Origin of the sequence: Streptomyces sp. NBC_00637, assembly GCF_045161545.1 — a bacterium.
Lineage (GTDB): Bacteria > Actinomycetota > Actinomycetes > Streptomycetales > Streptomycetaceae > Streptomyces.
The window spans coordinates 6,993,570-7,009,647 of record NZ_CP109046.1 but is presented as its reverse complement, the minus strand read 5'-3'; the positions used below and the strand labels follow the sequence as shown (position 1 = coordinate 7,009,647).

At 71.0% G+C, this 16,078-nt stretch carries 13 protein-coding genes and 1 tRNA gene; 3 read left to right on the top strand and 11 right to left on the bottom strand.

The window, feature by feature from the left end; translation table 11 throughout:
• Positions 1 to 146: 146 nt before the first annotated feature.
• Positions 147 to 710 carry an HIT family protein gene (locus tag OG440_RS30855; RefSeq protein ID WP_406010034.1) on the bottom strand — a complete coding sequence of 188 codons (564 nt, stop codon included), beginning with the start codon at positions 708 to 710 and terminating at the stop codon, positions 147 to 149.
• A 67-nt stretch (positions 711 to 777) separates the two neighbouring features.
• Here OG440_RS30855 and OG440_RS30850 point away from each other — a divergent pair, with 67 nt between their 5' ends.
• Positions 778 to 1,491 carry a potassium channel family protein gene (locus OG440_RS30850; RefSeq protein WP_406010033.1) on the top strand — a complete coding sequence of 238 codons (714 nt, stop codon included), beginning with the start codon at positions 778 to 780 and terminating at the stop codon, positions 1,489 to 1,491.
• A gap of 28 nt (positions 1,492 to 1,519) precedes the next feature.
• On the opposite strand, the gene thrS is transcribed toward OG440_RS30850, so the two are convergent.
• From thrS to OG440_RS30835, 3 genes are all read right to left on the bottom strand, one after another.
• Positions 1,520 to 3,496, bottom strand: a complete 1,977-nt coding sequence (gene thrS / locus OG440_RS30845; RefSeq protein WP_406010032.1) for a threonine--tRNA ligase — start codon at positions 3,494 to 3,496, stop codon at positions 1,520 to 1,522.
• 90 nt (positions 3,497 to 3,586) lie between these two features.
• Complete coding sequence (locus tag OG440_RS30840; RefSeq protein WP_406010031.1) at positions 3,587 to 4,822, bottom strand: hypothetical protein; 1,236 nt, start codon at positions 4,820 to 4,822, stop codon at positions 3,587 to 3,589.
• On the bottom strand, positions 4,819 to 5,385 hold the full coding sequence (locus OG440_RS30835) for a DUF4365 domain-containing protein (RefSeq protein WP_057606934.1): 567 nt from the start codon (positions 5,383 to 5,385) through the stop codon (positions 4,819 to 4,821). The genes OG440_RS30840 and OG440_RS30835 overlap by 4 nt, the downstream gene beginning before the upstream one ends.
• A 168-nt stretch (positions 5,386 to 5,553) precedes the next feature.
• On the opposite strand from OG440_RS30835, the gene OG440_RS30830 reads away from it, so the two are divergent.
• Positions 5,554 to 6,279, top strand: a complete 726-nt coding sequence (locus OG440_RS30830; RefSeq protein WP_406010030.1) for a 3'-5' exonuclease — start codon at positions 5,554 to 5,556, stop codon at positions 6,277 to 6,279.
• A 58-nt stretch (positions 6,280 to 6,337) separates the two neighbouring features.
• Here the strand turns inward: OG440_RS30830 and OG440_RS30825 are convergent.
• Together OG440_RS30825 and OG440_RS30820 are read right to left on the bottom strand one after the other, a co-directional pair.
• Positions 6,338 to 6,409: transfer RNA gene (locus OG440_RS30825), tRNA-Val, on the bottom strand.
• Between the two features lie 39 nt (positions 6,410 to 6,448).
• Positions 6,449 to 6,895, bottom strand: a complete 447-nt coding sequence (locus OG440_RS30820) for an SRPBCC family protein (RefSeq protein ID WP_406010029.1) — start codon at positions 6,893 to 6,895, stop codon at positions 6,449 to 6,451.
• 99 nt (positions 6,896 to 6,994) lie between these two features.
• Here OG440_RS30820 and OG440_RS30815 point away from each other — a divergent pair, with 99 nt between their 5' ends.
• Positions 6,995 to 9,418: an SCO7613 C-terminal domain-containing membrane protein gene (locus OG440_RS30815; RefSeq protein WP_406010028.1), complete on the top strand. Its 2,424-nt coding sequence runs from the start codon at positions 6,995 to 6,997 to the stop codon at positions 9,416 to 9,418.
• 7 nt (positions 9,419 to 9,425) lie between these two features.
• Here OG440_RS30815 and OG440_RS30810 read toward each other — a convergent pair whose 3' ends face one another.
• The 5 genes from OG440_RS30810 to OG440_RS30790 all read right to left on the bottom strand — a co-directional run bounded on the left by OG440_RS30810 (position 9,426) and on the right by OG440_RS30790 (position 16,006).
• Positions 9,426 to 12,161: a Tat pathway signal sequence domain protein gene (locus tag OG440_RS30810; protein ID WP_406010027.1), complete on the bottom strand. Its 2,736-nt coding sequence runs from the start codon at positions 12,159 to 12,161 to the stop codon at positions 9,426 to 9,428.
• A gap of 102 nt (positions 12,162 to 12,263) precedes the next feature.
• Positions 12,264 to 12,863 (bottom strand): hypothetical protein, encoded by a 600-nt coding sequence (locus tag OG440_RS30805; RefSeq protein ID WP_406010026.1) that lies wholly within the window; start codon positions 12,861 to 12,863, stop codon positions 12,264 to 12,266.
• Positions 12,864 to 12,873: 10 nt separating this feature from the next.
• Positions 12,874 to 13,749, bottom strand: coding sequence for a carbohydrate ABC transporter permease (locus OG440_RS30800; protein ID WP_406010025.1), 876 nt, complete (start codon positions 13,747 to 13,749; stop codon positions 12,874 to 12,876).
• Complete coding sequence (locus OG440_RS30795) at positions 13,746 to 14,702, bottom strand: carbohydrate ABC transporter permease (RefSeq protein WP_406010024.1); 957 nt, start codon at positions 14,700 to 14,702, stop codon at positions 13,746 to 13,748. Before OG440_RS30795 ends, OG440_RS30800 begins: the two co-directional genes overlap by 4 nt.
• Before the next feature lie 14 nt (positions 14,703 to 14,716).
• Positions 14,717 to 16,006 (bottom strand): ABC transporter substrate-binding protein, encoded by a 1,290-nt coding sequence (locus OG440_RS30790; protein WP_406010023.1) that lies wholly within the window; start codon positions 16,004 to 16,006, stop codon positions 14,717 to 14,719.
• Positions 16,007 to 16,078 lie beyond the last annotated feature (72 nt).

The window sequence follows — 16,078 nt, the reverse complement described above, 5'->3', positions numbered from 1 at the left end:
GTGTCTCGGGTGCCGGTGCCTGGGGGCCGCGCCCCCGGGCCCCCGCTTTCGGCCTGCACGGCCTCGTCCTCAAACGCCGGTCGGGCTGGAATGACCTGGCCGGGCCGGACAGTCCCCCTGTCGGCCCGGAAGTCTCCGGCGAGCGGCTAGACCGGTGCCGGCCAGGCCTCCGCCAGCATTTTCCTGGTGTCCGCCAGGAGTTGCGGCAGTACGCGCGTGTGGCCCACCACCGGCATGAAGTTCGTGTCCCCGCCCCAGCGGGGCACGAGGTGCTGGTGCAGGTGGGCGGCGATACCGGCGCCCGCGACGCTCCCCTGGTTCATGCCGATGTTGAAGCCGTGCGCGCCGGACGCCGTGCGCAGGGCCGTCATCGCCTGCTTGGTCAGCTCGGCGAGCTCGGCGGTCTCCGGCACCGTCAGGTCGGTGTAGTCGGCGACGTGACGGTAGGGGACGGTCATCAGGTGGCCGCCGTTGTAGGGGTACAGGTTCAGCACCGCGTACACGTGCTCACCGCGTCGGACGACCAGCCCGTCCTCGTCGGATTTGGCCGGGATCGAGCAGAAGGGACAGCCGTCGCCGGCACCCGGGCCGGTCGGCTTGTTCTCACCCTGGATGTAGGCCATCCGGTGGGGCGTCCACAGACGCTGGAACGCGTCCTGCGTGCCCACTCCGATCTGCTGCTCCGGCTCACTCGTCATGCAAGGCAGCATATGGCTTCGCCCATTCGCGGCGTGTCGGCGGGGCGGTCGGAAAAGCCTCGCGGGCCAAGCTGGGCCGATGGACGAAGACAGCCGTCTGACCCGCTGGGAGCAGAGCGCCGAGATCCCTCTCGCGCTGGCCTCCCTGGCGTTCCTCACCGGGTACGCCGTCCACGTCCTCGCCCAGGACATCACGGACGGCTGGCACGATCTCTGCCTGGCCGTGATGCTGACCGCGTGGGTCATGTTCGCCGTGGACTACGCGGTGCGCTGGCGGCTCAGCGGCTTGGGACCGCGCTTCGTACGCACCCACTGGCTGGACGGCCTCGTCGTCCTGCTCCCCCTGCTGCGGCCGCTGCGGATCGTCAAGCTCTACGAGGCCGTGCAGCGCCGGCACGGGGAACCCCGGTTCTCGCTGCACGCGCGCGTGATCACCTACGCCGGGCTGTCCACGGGACTGCTCGGCTTCGCCGGCGCGCTCGCCGTGTACGACCAGGAACGCGGGGCTCCGGGCGCGACCATGAAGACCTTCGGCGACGCCCTGTGGTGGACCTGCGCGACGCTCACCACCGTCGGCTACGGCGACATCACCCCCGTCACCAGGTCGGGACGGCTGATCGCGGTCGGCATGATGGCGTGCGGGCTGGCCCTGCTCGGCGCGGTCACCGGTTCGTTCTCGTCCTGGCTGATCCAGGTGTTCTCCCAGGAGAGCGACACCGGGAGCGCCGAGAACCCTCCGGGTCCCCAGAATCCTCCGGGCCCCCGGAACGGCGAAGGGCCCCCGCGGAGATGAACTCCCCGGGGGCCCGCGCACGACAGGGTCAGACCTGCGTCCGCTCCTCGACGACCTTCGCGATCTTCGCGATGGCCTCGTCGAACGGGATGCCGTTCTCCTGCGAGCCGTCGCGGTAGCGGAAGGAGACCGAACCGCCCGCCATGTCCTCGTCGCCCGCGATGACCATGAAGGGCACCTTCTGCTTCTGGGCGTTGCGGATCTTCTTCTGCATCCGGTCGGAGGAGGAGTCCACCTCCACCCGCAGACCCTGCTTCTTCGCGGCCGCGGCGAACTTCTCCAGGTACTCCACGTGTCCGTCGCCGATCGGGATACCGATCGCCTGGACGGGGGCCAGCCACGCCGGGAAGGCGCCCGCGTAGTGCTCCAGGAGGACCGCGAAGAAGCGCTCGATCGAACCGAAGAGGGCACGGTGGATCATCACCGGTCGCTGCTTCGCGCCGTCGGGGCCGGTGTACTCGAGGTCGAAGCGCTCCGGCAGGTTGAAGTCGAGCTGGATGGTCGACATCTGCCAGGTGCGGCCGATGGCGTCCTTCGTCTGGACGGAGATCTTGGGGCCGTAGAAGGCGGCGCCACCCGGGTCGGGCACGAGCGGGAGACCCTGCTTCTCGGCGACCTCGCGCAGCGTCTCGGTCGCCTCCTCCCAGGCCTCGTCGGAGCCGACGAACTTCTCCGGGTCCTTGGTGGACAGTTCGAGGTAGAAGTCGGTCAGGCCGTAGTCGCGCAGCAGGCCGAGGACGAAGGTGAGCGTCTTGTCGAGCTCCTCCGACATCTGCTCGCGGGTGCAGTAGATGTGCGCGTCGTCCTGGGTGAAGCCGCGCGCGCGGGTCAGGCCGTGCACGACGCCCGACTTCTCGTACCGGTACACGGTCCCGAACTCGAAGAGGCGCAGCGGCAGCTCACGGTAGGACCGGCCGCGCGCGTCGAAGATCAGGTTGTGCATCGGGCAGTTCATGGGCTTGAGGTAGTAGTCCACGCCCTCGTCGAGCTGCATGGGCGGGTACATGCCGTCGGCGTACCAGTCCAGGTGGCCCGAGGTCTCGAAGAGCTTCCCCTTCGTCGCGTGCGGGGTGTAGACGAACTCGTAGCCCTCCTCCTCGTGGCGGCGGCGCGAGTAGTCCTCCATGACCCGGCGGATGATGCCGCCCTTGGGGTGGAAGACGGCGAGGCCGGAACCGATCTGCTCCGGGATGGAGAAGAGGTCCAGCTCGCTGCCCAGCTTGCGGTGGTCGCGCTTCTCGGCCTCGGCGAGGAAGTCGAGGTGGGCCTTCAGCTCCTCCTTGGAGGGCCAGGCGGTGCCGTAGATGCGCTGGAGCATGGGGTTCTTCTCGCTGCCGCGCCAGTAGGCGGCCGCGTTGCGCATGAGCTTGAACGCCGGGATGTTGCGGGTGGTGGGCAGGTGGGGACCGCGGCAGAGGTCCTTCCAGCACAGGTCACCGGTCTTGGCGTCCAGGTTGTCGTAGATCGTCAGCTCGCCGCCGCCGACCTCGACGTCCGCGCCGTCGTCGGTGGAGGCCGAGCCCTTGATGCCGATGAGTTCGAGCTTGTAGGGCTCGTCGGCGAGCTCCTCGCGGGCGGCCTCGTCGGTGACCACGCGGCGGGCGAACCTCTGCCCGCGCTTCTGGATCTCCTGCATCTTCTTCTCGACGGCCTTGAGGTCCTCGGGCGTGAACGGCTTCTCGACGTCGAAGTCGTAGTAGAAGCCGTCCTTGACGGGCGGGCCGATGCCCAGCTTGGCCTCGGGGAAGAGCTCCTGCACGGCCTGGGCCATGACGTGCGCAGTGGAGTGGCGCAGGATGTTCAGGCCGTCCGGGGAGGAGATCTCGACGGCCTCGACCTCGTCGCCCTCGACGAGCACGTACGACAGGTCCCTTAGCTCGCCGGACACGCGCGCGGCGATGATCGAGCGCTCGCCGGCGAAGAGGTCGGCGGCCGTGGTGCCCGTCGTCACCGTGCGCTCTTCCCGCTCGGAATCGCGTTGGATGATCACACGGACGTCTGACACCGGTCTCTCCTGACTGAAGGTGGGTGCGGCGCCATACCCTGGGCGCGCGCAAGAGGCGATCGTACCGACCCGCACCCGCCGACCGCGAAATCAGTCCCCCAGCCGTTCCCCTTCGCAGGCTTCGCCGAAGTAGTCCGCGCCCGCCGTGTTCCCCTGCATCGACTTCATCAGCCGGTCCCGCTCGGCCTCGTCCACCTGTACGGGGACGACCCCGCAGGCGCCGGTGAGCCTGCGGAACCCGCCTCTGCTCTCCAGCCGGCCCTGCACCCGTACCGGCAGTCCGACCAGGTGGGCCTGCCCGGCGACGCGGTAGTCCTCCTCGTCGAGGGTGAGCCGCACGTGCGGGATCTCGGCGCCGGCCAGCACCCGCAGCCGTACGCTGCCCTCGCCGCGCGGTCCCGACCTGCGCATCCGGACGACCGTCCCGGTGATCCGCACGAGCACGCTGGGCTCGGCACGGAGATAGCGGGCACCCGCCTCGCGCAGTACGGACAGGTCACCGGGCGAGAACTCGACCGGTTCACCGCCCGCGGCGCACGTCCCGGGGGCCCCGGCGGCCGGCGCCCACTCGACGGCGATCCGGGCGCCCTCGGTGCCCCGGACGAGGGTGATCAGCGCCTCGGTCAGCTCGCGGCTGGCGCCGGCCTCCACGGCGCCGTCGAAGGCGTCCATGCCCCCGGCGGCCCGCTGGTAGTCGATGGCCTCCCGGACCGCGTACAGGGCCTGGTGGAGGCGGACCGCGAGGGGACGGGCGGCCGCGACGGGCACGAAGGCCGTGAGACGGCGTCCACCGGCCGCGGAGCCGACGAGGACGCTCTCCAGCGTCGCGAAGGCCGCGCGCCGGTGCCGGGCGCCGTAGTAGCCGGCCCGCGCGCGTGTGGCGAGCGCGCCGGCCAGCAGCATCTGCCGGGCGGCGGCACGCAGCTGCTCCTCGACTGGCCAGGGCGCGGCCCCGGCGGGCCCGGTCGGAGTGTCCCGCCACCAGCGGATCTCGTCGCTCGGCACGGCGAGCCCGACGAGCACCTCCCGCGCGGAGGGCATGCCGCTGCGGGCCAGCGCGAGGAGCGCCTCGCCGAGCAGGTCGTCGCTGTCGGGGAAGGTCCGGCTCTCCGGCACGAGCAGGCTGGTCCCGCCGCCGACCGGACCCGGCGGGGTCCAGCGGCCGTAGCGGCCGGCCGCGCCGCCGCGCCGCTGCCAGCCGTGCCGGCGCAGCAGGGCGCCCAGGACGGCCGGGTCGACCTCGCCGGGCTCGGGGGGCCGGTCCCAGTGCGCCTCGGGGTGCGGCCGGACGGGCCGTAGTGGCTCGTCGAGGGGGCGGTGGGTCACGGTCTGCCTCCCGTCCCGGCCCGCGTCATGATCTCGCACAGCGCCCGGTCGTCGAAGATGCGTGTGGTCGGTATCCGCACGGTGGTCCGGGTCCGGCCGGTGATCGGGTGGCCGGCGAGATTGACCCAGTAACAGCAGTGCCGCAGTTCGAGGCAGTCGTGGCCGGCGCGCAGCCACTGGTCCTGGGACCGCGGGACGAGCATCACGACGAGGATCTTGTGCACCGACACCGGGGTGCGGGCGAGCTTGCGCAGGTGGTCGTTGTCGAGCGTGAAGGAGAAGAAGCGGCCGGGCGGGTTGGGCCGGATCTGGTACGTCGCCTTGAGCTGCACCTTGATGGTGACCTCGTCGTCGACGGTGTGCCCGGGCGCGCTGTGGCTGACGTGCCAGTCGATGCCGTTGTCCGGGAACGGCTGGGACAGCGAGCACCCCGCCGCCGCCGCCACGGCGTGCAGATAGCCCACCTGGAGTGTCTCCATGCAGGCGGTGGTGGCGAGTGTGCCGCGATGAAGGCCCTCGCGTTCGGGCAGCAGCCCGCCCCGCTCGGGCTGCGCTATCGCCATGACCAACAGCCTTCCACGCAAAGCCAGTCCCCGTGACGGGCCGCTGAACTGCGATGACCCGTACTCGTGTTGTGTCCTTCCGGCGTACGTCGCAAACAGCCCGGGTATCACCAAACAGGCAGAAGACGGGGCGTCAGCTGCCGTGGCTGAACGAGGGGTTGTGTGGGTATGACGTACTGGTACGAGGGGCCTCTGGCCGCCTTTGACACGGAGACGACGGGCGTCGACGTGGAGACCGACCGGATCGTGTCGGCCGCCCTCGTCGTCCAGGACGCGCCGGGTGGCCGGCCGAGGGTGAGCCGCTGGCTGGTGAACCCGGGCGTGCCGGTGCCGGCCGGGGCGACGGAGGTGCACGGACTGACGGACGATCACCTTCAGCGCAACGGCCGCTGGCCGTCACCGGTGATGTTCGAGATAGCCGAGCTGCTCGCCGAACAAGCCGCCGCGGGACGTCCGCTGGTGGTGATGAACGCGCCGTTCGACCTGACGCTGCTCGATCGCGAGCTGCGCCGCCACCGGGCCTCCGCGCTGGACAACTGGCTGGGCGCGGCGCCGCTGCGGGTGCTGGACCCGCGGGTCCTCGACAAGCATCTGGATCGCTACCGCAAGGGCCGGCGCACGCTCACCGACCTGTGCGCGCACTACGGCGTCACCCTGGACGACGCGCACGACGCGGCGGCGGACGCGCTGGCCTCGCTGGAGGTCGTCCGGGCGCTGGGCCGGCGGTTCGCGGCCCGTCTGGAACGCCTGTCCCCCGCCGAGCTGCACACGCTGCAGACGACGTGGCACGCGGCTCAGGCGCGGGGGCTCCAGGCGTGGTTCGCGCGCAGCGGCACACCGGAGACGGTGGACACCTCCTGGCCGCTGCGCCCGGAGCTGCCGGCGGCGGCCTAGAGCAGGGCGTCGGCACACGAAAAAGCCGGTCCGCGTGATGCGGACCGGCCTCTCCCGGTGGGCGATACTGGGTTCGAACCAGTGACCTCTTCGGTGTGAACGAAGCGCTCTCCCACTGAGCTAATCGCCCGGGAACGCACCGAACCATACAGGGCTTCGCGGGCTTCCTTCAAACCGCTTCCAGGTACGCGGCGAGGCCGCGTCGCCCGGCCCGCATCATCAGCGCGTGGTTGAGGCGGAACGCCGGCCGCCCGGGGACGGCGAACCGTCGCAGCAGCGGTTTGTCGACCCGGACCTCCTGGTCGTAGCGGGCGAGGGTGCCGGAGCCGTGGGCGGTCACCGTCCAGCGCGCCCAGCCGTCGATGTCACCCGTCATCGCGATCTCCAGGACCCCGGCCGCCGCGTCACGCCGCACCTCACGGGCGGTGAAGGTGATGTCGTACGGGAGGAACGAGCGGATGCGGATGACGCCGGTCGCGCTGTCGACCCGGTTCACCTCCCGCACCTGGCGCCACCAGCGGGGATAGTCCTCGGCCCGCTCCAGCGCCTCGTACACGCGGGCGGGCGGCGCGGGCAGGGTCCACAGGTCGCGGAAGCGGTAACGGGTCCAGTCCATGGGCCGAGTGTGCCCCGCGGGCTGCGGCCCAGGCATTTGAGTACGTTCTGAGTACGTGCGCTCATGCCGTCGGTCGTGACGCGCACCACACTCCGAGGCATGACGTATTTTCCGCCCCCGGCCGAGGAGCTGCGGTTCCTCGACAGCGAGCTCCGGCAACTGGACGCCCGCCGGGCCCAGTTGCTGGCCCGCCGTGCCTGGTTGATCACGACGCTTCAGCAGGCGGCGGCCCCGCCGGTGTGGCCGGGCCGGCCCGCGCAGCCCGGCCCTTCCGCCCGTCCCGAGGCCGGCGCGCCGGGCGTGCAGAACGTCCTCCTCCTGCTCGGCGGCATCCTGCTCACCATCGCGGCGATGGTGTTCACGCTGGTCAGCTGGGGGCATCTGGGGATCGCCGGCCGTTCCCTGGTGCTGGGCGCGGTCACCCTGGCGGTGCTCGGCGCGCCGGTGGCGCTTCTGCGGCGGGGGCTGCGTTCGACCGCCGAGTCTGTGGCGGGCCTCGGCCTCGCCCTGACGGTGCTGGACGCGTACGCCCTGCACGAGGTCGTGTTCACGGCGGCGGACGGTACGACCTACGCGGCCGTCGCGTCGACCGTGCTGGCGGCCCTGTGGGCGGCGTACGGTACGGCGCTCACCGCGCTGCCGGGCTCGGCCACGCTGCGGCTGCCGCACCCCGCCGCCCTCGCCGTCGCGCAACTGCCCCTCGTGCTCTGGACGATCGCGCTCGGCGGGGGTCCGCTCCCGGTGACGGGCGCGGTGCTGCTGACGGCGGCGTTCGACGCGGCGGTCGCGCTCCGGACGTCCGAGCGGCCGGTGCGTGTCGTCGCCACGGTGTGCGCGTTCGGCACGGGTGGCTGCGGTGTCCTGGCGGCCGGTCTGCTCTCCCTGGGAGCGGCCGGTCCGAGCGCCGCCGCCCGTGCGGCGGCGCTCCTCTTCCTGGCGGCGGTGATCGCCCTGGGCGTGGCCCGGTTCGCGCCGCGGGCGGGCCTCGCGACGGGCATGGCGGCGACCGGCGCCCTGTGCGGGGTGGCCGGCCTGGGCGGCGTCCTCCGGGTGTCGGTGCCCGGTGACTGGGCGGTACCGGCGTTCCTGGCGTGCGGGATCGCCCTGTTGGCCGCCGCGCGGGGCCCGCGGGCGGTGCGCCGGGGTGTGGCGCTGGCGTCCGGTCTCGTCCAGGCGGGCGCGGTGCTGTGGGCGGTGCCGGCCGTGGCCGTCACGCTGCTGGGACCGGCGGCGTGGCCGTGGCACCTCTGGTCCGGGGCCCCGGCCGACGCCCGGGCCGCGGTGGCCGTGGATGCCTTCTGGCCGCCGTACGCCGTCACGGTGCCGCTGATCCTGCTCGCGGTGGCCGCGGTGCTGGCCACGGCGGTGCGCGGCGAGGAGTGGCGCCCGCGGGCGTCGGCCGCCGCACTGGCGCTGACCTGGGCCGCGGTGCTCGTCACGCCCGCCGCGCTGGAGCTCCCCTACGTCGTCGGCCTGGTGATCCAGGGGCTCGCCGTGGCGGTACTCCTGGCCCCGGCGCTTCAGCGTCCGGCGCTTCAGCGTCCGGCGCTTCAGCGTCCGGCGCTTCAGCGTCCGGCGGCGCAGACGGCCACCGCGCTCGCCCTGCCCACCTCCCTCGGCCTGGCCCTCCAGTCCCTGGCCACAGAGCCGGCGACCCTCACGGTTCTCGCGTCCCTGACCGCGGTGTTCGCGGCGGCCGCGTGGCGCGGCCGGCAGGCGCCGGTGGCCTCCGCCGCCGCCCTGGGCTGGGCCACGACCCTGGCCTGCGCCGTGGGCGCGTCCGCCGGCTGGCGGCCGGAGCACACCGCGCTGCTCGTGCTCGTCGTCCCGCTGGCCGCGGCCCTGCTCGCGGCGCGGCCGGGTGACGCCGCGACGACGGTGACGGTCGAGGTGACGGGGTCCGTCGCCGGGCTCGTCGCCGTCGGCCTCGCGGTGACCGACCCGCCGCTGCTCGCCCTGGTGCTGTCGCTGTGCGGGGTGATCGCGGCGGGCACGGCCGTACGTCCGGACCGCCGTTGCGTCGGCTACGCGGCCGTCGCCCTCTTCGTGCTGGCCGCGTGGGTCCGGCTGGCGGCCTGGCGGGTGGGACTCCCGGAGGCGTACACACTGCCGGTGACGGTCCCGGCGCTGCTCGTCGGAGCCCTGCGCCGGCGCCGCGACCCGGCCGCCTCGTCCTGGACGGCGTACGGTCCCGGTCTCACCGTGACCCTCCTGCCGAGCCTCGCCACGGCATGGAGCGACGTCGAGTGGACCCGGCCGCTGCTGCTGGGCGCGGCCGGGCTGCTGCTCACCCTGCTGGGCGCCCGGCACCGGCTGCGGGCCCCGCTCGTGCTGGGCGGCTCGGTGCTCGCCCTGGTCACCCTGCACGAACTCGCCCCGTACCTGGTCCAGGTGACCGACGCGCTCCCCCGCTGGGTACCTCCCGCCCTCGCCGGGCTGCTGCTGCTCGCACTCGGCGCGACGTACGAGCAGCGGCTGCGCGACGTCCGGCGGGTACGGGAGGTCCTGGGGCGGATGAACTAGCCGTCCCCTACGGCATCTTGTCGCCGAGCAGCGCCAGGTTCTCGATGGCGGCGAGGCCGTAGAGGGCGGTGTCGTTGGTGGCCACCCAGGCGGCCTCGCTGCCCGCGACCAGGGCGGCGGGGCCGCTCACCGGCTCCGTCCGCCACGGCGAGGACTCCGTGTAGCCGTCGGAGTTGTAGAACTTCGCCCACGCCCGCTTGGCCAGCGCCTCGTCCCCGGTCTGGACGGCGGCGTACGCGTCGAGTCGTGAGTGGCCCTGGAAGAGCAGCAGGGTGCCGAAGTTGCTGCCGTAGCGCGCCGCCTGCTCCGCCTTGGTGGCGTTGAAGTAGCGGCAGTAGTCGTAGTACGCCTCGTTGAACTTCGGGATGTCGACCAGGTGGATGAGCTCGGCGCACAGTTCGTTGAGGCCGAAGACGGCGGACAGGTGCGAGACGCCGACGACGGGTTCCGTGGCCACCGCGAACTTGCCCGTGTCGAGGTCGTACAGGCCGCTGCCCTGCACGAAGCCGTTCGGTTGGGCGCCGATGGTCTCCATGGTGGACAGGACGCGGGCCTTCGCCTTCTCCCACTTCGGGCCCTTGCGTTCCCACTCGGTCAGCCACGCCGACACCAGACCGCTCCAGTCGGTGCCGAAGCCGATCGACAGGGCGTGCCGGTCGGGGGTGTACGGCTCGGTGCGGATCTTGCGCAGCGGGTCGAGGGCGAGGAACGTCTCGTCGGAGTCGACGTTGGCGTGCATGAGGTCGCCGACGCGTTCGTCGGCGGTGAGGAAGTAGTAGTAGCGCCGGTAGGTGGTGTTGGCGATGCGCTGCTGCTTGGCGCTGTCGGCGTAGTGCTGTACGCCGTGCCGGGTGCCCAGCCCCGCCCACTGGCCGAGGTGGTAGACGTCGACCTCGCCGGTGTGCCGGGTCATCGCCTCGGCGAAGCGGAAGATGTCCGCGCGGCCGGAGCGCAGGTACGCGAACCAGAGCCAGAGGTCCGGCGACAGCTCGGAGTTGTCCCAGGCGTAGCCGCCGATGTCGTACCGCCACTGGTGCCTGACGGTGTCGTAGGTGTGCATGATGTCGCCGTAGTCCCAGAAGCCGTACCAGCGGCGCTGCTCCACCTGGTCCTTGTAGTAGGTGAAGAGGAAGTCGAGGTGGTCCTCGATCTTCGCCTTGGCGGGGGTGGAACGGTCCGGCTCGGCGTACAGGCCCGGGCCGAACACCTTCGCCTTGATGAGCTGCTTGGGCGGGGCGGCGAGCTGCGGCAGCACCCGTACGGCCTCGACCTGTTCGGCGAGCTTCTCGGGGGCGGGCGTCGACTCGTTGGCCCAGAAGAGGAGTTCGGAGGTACGGGCGATGCCGTAGGGGGTGCCGAAGCCGGGCTCGTAGTCCTCGTAGGTGATGTTGAGGCCTTCGAGCTGTTCGGGGAAGGTGTCCTGGCCCATGCCGTCGTGGTAGAAGCGCAGGTCCATGGGCTGCGCCTCGGGTGACCAGAGCCAGAGGGTGACCTCGGCCTCGTCGGTGTGCGCGTCGCGGATGTCGAGCTGGGCGGGGTGCTTCTCCCAGAAGTCCCTGAGGCCGAAGGAGAAGCCGCCGCTCGCCCCGCCGACGTAGCCGAAGCCCGAGGCCCGCTTGCCGCCGCCGGCGCCGATCCAGCCGTAACCCTTCTTGGTGCGCTTGCGGAGCCCGAAGCCGTCCGCCGACAGCTGGGAGAGGGTGTAGTCGCCCCACTCGGGGATGTACTGGAGGCGGGTGGTGACCCGCTGGTCCCAGGTCGCGGGGTCGGGGAGCTTCTGGCCCGCGTACTGGGCCGCCTGCACGGCCGCGCCGGGGTCGCGGCGCAGTCCGGTGATGCCCTTGACGGCCTCGCGCAGCAGACCGGTGCCCTCGCCGCCGATGCGGATGTGGCGGTCGTAGGACTCGTCACGCATCGGGACGGTGAAGCGGACGCCCAGCCCGCGGATGAAGTCGCCGCTCGCCTTGCCGGGCTCCTGCTTCCCGTCGTAGGTGATGGTGTGCACCATGCGGAAGGAGTCGGCGCCCGCGTAGAAGTAGAGGCGGATGGAGAAAGGGAGCCAGCTGCGGCTGCCCTTGCGGTGCTTGCCGTCGATGCGGACGACCGCGCGGACCGGTCCGGTCTGCTCCACGGTGACGCCGTCGATGGCGCCCTCGAAGCGCTCGGTCTTGACCGTCCCCTGGTCCTCGTCCTCGATCTCGGGCTGCCGGATCAGGACCAGCCGGCCGTTCTTGGCGATCTCGGTGGAACCGCGGGTGACGGACTTGATGATCGTGGCGCCCGAGGTGCCGATCTTCGCGGTGATGACGCCCGTCGACACGTCGATGGTGCCGCCGCGCTTGTCGACGGTGACCTTCCGGGCCGGAGCGGCCGGGGTGCCGGCGGCGAGGGTGAGCTTGCCGGAGCCCGAACCGACCGCGTGGGCCGTCCACTTCAGCGACCCGTCCGGCCAGTAGGCGAGAGGCCAGGACTGTACGGGGACGTCCTTGCCGTCGGCGTCCGTCAGCGCGAAGGTCTGGTCCTCCTGGTAGGTGCCCATGGGCCAGGGCACGCCGAGCGTGGAACCGGGGGCGGCGCCGAGACCGCCGTCCTCCAGCCAGTCCAGGGTCACCGGATCGGCGTCGGCCGCGGCGGCCGCGGGCGCGGCCTGCGCGTCCTTGGCGCCCAGGGCCCAGCTGAACTGGGCGGCGGCTCCGGCGACGGCGGCCGCCTTGAGGAGGGACCTACGGGGGATGGGAGACATGAGATGCAGCCTTTCCTTTCCGTGCGGATGCAGGTGTGGTCAGGGGCATGACAGAGCTGGGCACGGCGCCCGGGGCGCCGGCCTGGTGCGGGGGCACGGCCGTCAGCGGTGCCGGTACCGCTCCTCGACGGCCACGGCGGCCGCCGCGACGGCCCCGAGGACGGGGACCGCCAAGGGCGCGACGAAGCACGCGGACAGGGTGACGACGGCCAGCCCGCAGACGACCAGGAACGAACCGGCGGGATCGAGCACGGTCCGCCGTACGGCGTCCCCGAGCAGCGCCCGCCAGGCACGGCCCGGGGTCCAGACGGCCGCCGCCCGCAGCAGGGCCACGGTGAGCCCGATCGACGCGAGGACTCCGACGGCCCCGACGAACGGCCCACCGGGAATCCCGGCCCGCGCGGCCAGGACGTCCACCCAGACCGCGGCGGCCACCACCCACCCGGCGAGCCCGACGGCCCACCCGCCGCGCACGGCCGTGCGGAAGTCCGCGACGAACTCCCGCAAGCCGCCGTCCTCGTGGCGCGTACGGCGCCGCAGGTGCCGGGCGCCGGCCGCGAAGGCCGCGGGGTAGGTGACGACGCCGAGACAGGCCACGGCGATCCACACGCCGGTGAGCAGACACTCCGCGAAGACCGCGAAACGCTCGCCGAACACGGACCCCCTGCGCGGGGAGCGGGCCTTCACGCGTGCTTGCGCCATGGTGACGTCCTCAGCCCTTCAGTCCGGAGGTCGCCATACCGTCGATGAGATAGCGCTGGAAGGCCATGAAGAAGGCGATGACCGGCACCAGCGCCACCAGCGACATCGCGATCATGCTGCCGTAGTTGGAGATGCCCTCCTGGTCGCGGAACATCATCAGGCCGAGCGAGACGGTGTACTTGGAAGGGGTGTTGAGATAGATCAACGGCCCCATGAAGTCGTTCCACGCGTTGATGAAGGTGAAGATGGCGCTGGTGATGAGGGCGGGCCGGCTCAGCGGCAGCACGATGGACCAGTAGGTCCTCAGGTGCCCGCAGCCGTCGAGCTTGGCGGCCTCGTCCAGCTCGCGCGGCAGCCCGCGCATGAACTGCACCATCAGGAAGACGAAGAACGCCTCCGTGGCCAGGAACTTGCCCGCGACGAGCGGCACCAGCGTGTCGATGTAGCCGAGGTTGCGGAACAGCACGTACTGCGGGATGAGCAGCACGTGGTACGGCAGCAGCAGGGTGCCGATCATCAGGGTGAACAGCAGGTTCCGCCCCGCGAACCGGATCTTGGCGAAGGCGTACGCCGTCAGCGAGCTGGAGAGCACCACACCGACCACGGCCAGCCCCGCGTACATCAGCGAGTTGGTGAAGAAGCTGGTGATGGAGATGCCGGAGATGCCGTCGGCGAGCCCGGAGAAGTTCGCCCAGACCGGCTCGGTGGGCAGCAGGTCGAGACTGGCGATGATGTCCTTGCTCGGCTTGAACGAGGCGCCGAGCACCCAGATCACCGGGTAGAGGACGACCGCGAGCACGAGGATCGCGCCCACGTGCCAGGCGAGGGAGCCGATACGGCGCCGCTCGCTCGCGGGACGGACGGCAGGGCTGGTGGCACTGGTCACTTGGCGGCCTCCTCGTAGTGCACCCACTTCTTCTGCGACCAGAACAGAACCGCCGTGACGAGCGCCACCGCGACCACCAGCGTCCAGGCCATCGCGGAGGCGAAGCCCATCTGGGCCTCCTTGAAGCCCTTCTGGTACAGGTAACAGGTGTAGACGAGGGTGGCGTCGGCCGGTCCGCACCGGGTGTCGGAGACGACGTACGCGGAGCCGAACACCTGGAACGCGTGGATGGACTCCAGCAGCACGTTGAAGAAGAGCACCGGGGAGATCATCGGCAGCGTGATGTTCCAGAACCGCCGGAAGGGCCCGGCCCCGTCCATCTCGGCGGCCTCGTACAGCTCCTGCGGCACCTGCTTGAGCCCCGCCAGGAAGATGACCATCGGCGCACCGAACTGCCAGATGCTGAGAGCCACCAGGGAGTACAGAACATAGTCCGGGTTGCCGATCCAGCCGCCGACGTCCAGCCCGAAGATCTTCTGCGTACGGTCCACGACGGCGTCGTCGGAGAACAGCGCCCGCCACACGAAACCCACGGAGACGCTGGCGCCGATGAGCGACGGCATGTAGAACGCGGCCCGGTACAGGGCCTGCCCGCGCCGCTTCTGTGCGAGCAGCAGCGCCACGCCGAGCGCGAGAAGCAGCTTCAGCGGTGTGGCCACGACGACGTACTTCAGCGTGACCTGCACCGACTTCTGCCAGCGCGGGTCCTGGAACATGGTCGTGAAGTTGTCGAGCCCCACCCACTGGGGCGGCGTGAACAGGTTGTAGCTGGTGAACGCGTAGTAGAGGGACGCGATCATCGGCCCCGCCGTGAGCAGCAGGAAACCCGCGATCCACGGCGACATGAAGAGATAGCCGGCGAGGTTCTCGCGGCGCCGCCCGCGCCGCCCGGCGACAGGAGCGGCGGACCGCTTCTTCGCCGGGCGCGCGGGCGCTTCCTTGACGAGCGTCATGGTGGTACGTCCCCTCAGCCCGCGAACGCGGCCTTGGCCTCGCTGAACAGCGCCTTCGCCGCGTCGGCCGGCTTGGTCTTGCCCTGGGCTACCTCGGCGCCGATCCTCAGGAAGGCCGCCTCGATGACGTCCGCGCCGGACGGGTGCGGGGTGATCTTCCCGAGGGCGCCGGCCTTGGCGACCTCGTCCTCGTAGGCCGCGACCCCCTTGTTGTTCGGGTCGGTCGGCTTGAAGGCGTCGTACTGCTCGGTGGTGGAGAGGATGCCGCGGTCGTATCCCATGATCTTGCCGGCCTCGGGGTCGTGGACCATGAAGTCGATGAACTGGGCTACTTCCTTGGGGTGCTTGGTCCCGGAGAAGGCGCTCAGCATCAGCGAGCCGAGGTACTGGCCGGTGTCCTTGCCGTCCGTGGTGGGGATCGGCGCGAGCCCGTAGTCCGAATCGCCCTCTCCCTCGTAGCGGATGGAGAAGTTGTCCCAGGTGAACTCGGACGCGGCGAGGCCGGCCGAGAGACCGGACTTCGGCTTCACCTGCTCGATCTTCTTCGGATCGGCGACCAGCCCGGACTTCACCCGCTTGTAGCCGTCCTCCCACCACTGCGTCACGTCGTCCTCGGTGAAACCGAGGTCGCTGTCGGTGAAGAAGGCCTTGCCGTTCTGACGCAGATACAGGTCGTAGAGGTACATGATGGCGAAGTAGCCGGTGTCACCGGCGATCTTCAGCTTGTCCTGGATCGTCTGCAGTGCGTTGAAGTACTCGTCCCAGGTCCAGCCGAACTTCGCCTCCACGCCCGCCTTCTGGAAGGCCTTGAGGTCGATGACGAGCGCCATGGTGTTGGCGCCGACGGGTATGCCGATCTGCTTGCCGTCGACCTGCCCGTTCGCCAGCACGCCGTTGCGGAAGTTCTCCAGGCTCAGGTTCCCCGCGTCCGCCTGCGACTTGAGGTCCATGAGAACCCCGCGCTTGTCGTACTTGCGGAGAAAGGTCACCGAATTCTGGAAAACGTCCGGCGGATTCCCGCCGGAGGCCTGGGTCTGGAACTTCTCCCAGAACGCCTCGTAGTCGGTGAATTCGGGCTTGATCTTGATCTTCGGGTACTTCTTCTCGAAGAGCGCGATCGTTTTCTTGATGGCGATGGTGCGCGGCTCGCCGCCCCACCAGGCGTAACGGATCGTCACCGTCCCGTCCGCCGACGCGCCGTCGTCTCCCCCGCACCCCGTGGTCGCGGCCAGGCCCAGTGTGGCCGCCGTCGCCCCCGCGGCCTTCAGGATCGTTCGCCTCTCAACATTCCTGCTGGTTACCACAGTCGGGCCCTCCCCGCAGCGTCGTTGCCGCTTGCATGAATCGTTTCAAGAAAGCGCTTGCTGGCACAAGGT

What these genes read in the sequence shown, in the direction of transcription:
- OG440_RS30820 (WP_406010029.1), bottom strand. Translation starts at nt 6,895, where the DNA reads ATGGACTGGACCCGTTACCGCTTCCGCGACCTGTGGACCCTGCCCGCG.
- OG440_RS30830 (WP_406010030.1), top strand. Translation starts at nt 5,554, where the DNA reads ATGACGTACTGGTACGAGGGGCCTCTGGCCGCCTTTGACACGGAGACG.
- OG440_RS30855 (WP_406010034.1), bottom strand. Translation starts at nt 710, where the DNA reads ATGCTGCCTTGCATGACGAGTGAGCCGGAGCAGCAGATCGGAGTGGGC.
- OG440_RS30805 (WP_406010026.1), bottom strand. Translation starts at nt 12,863, where the DNA reads ATGGCGCAAGCACGCGTGAAGGCCCGCTCCCCGCGCAGGGGGTCCGTG.
- OG440_RS30795 (WP_406010024.1), bottom strand. Translation starts at nt 14,702, where the DNA reads ATGACGCTCGTCAAGGAAGCGCCCGCGCGCCCGGCGAAGAAGCGGTCC.
- OG440_RS30810 (WP_406010027.1), bottom strand. Translation starts at nt 12,161, where the DNA reads ATGTCTCCCATCCCCCGTAGGTCCCTCCTCAAGGCGGCCGCCGTCGCC.
- OG440_RS30815 (WP_406010028.1), top strand. Translation starts at nt 6,995, where the DNA reads ATGACGTATTTTCCGCCCCCGGCCGAGGAGCTGCGGTTCCTCGACAGC.
- OG440_RS30835 (WP_057606934.1), bottom strand. Translation starts at nt 5,385, where the DNA reads ATGGCGATAGCGCAGCCCGAGCGGGGCGGGCTGCTGCCCGAACGCGAG.
- OG440_RS30850 (WP_406010033.1), top strand. Translation starts at nt 778, where the DNA reads ATGGACGAAGACAGCCGTCTGACCCGCTGGGAGCAGAGCGCCGAGATC.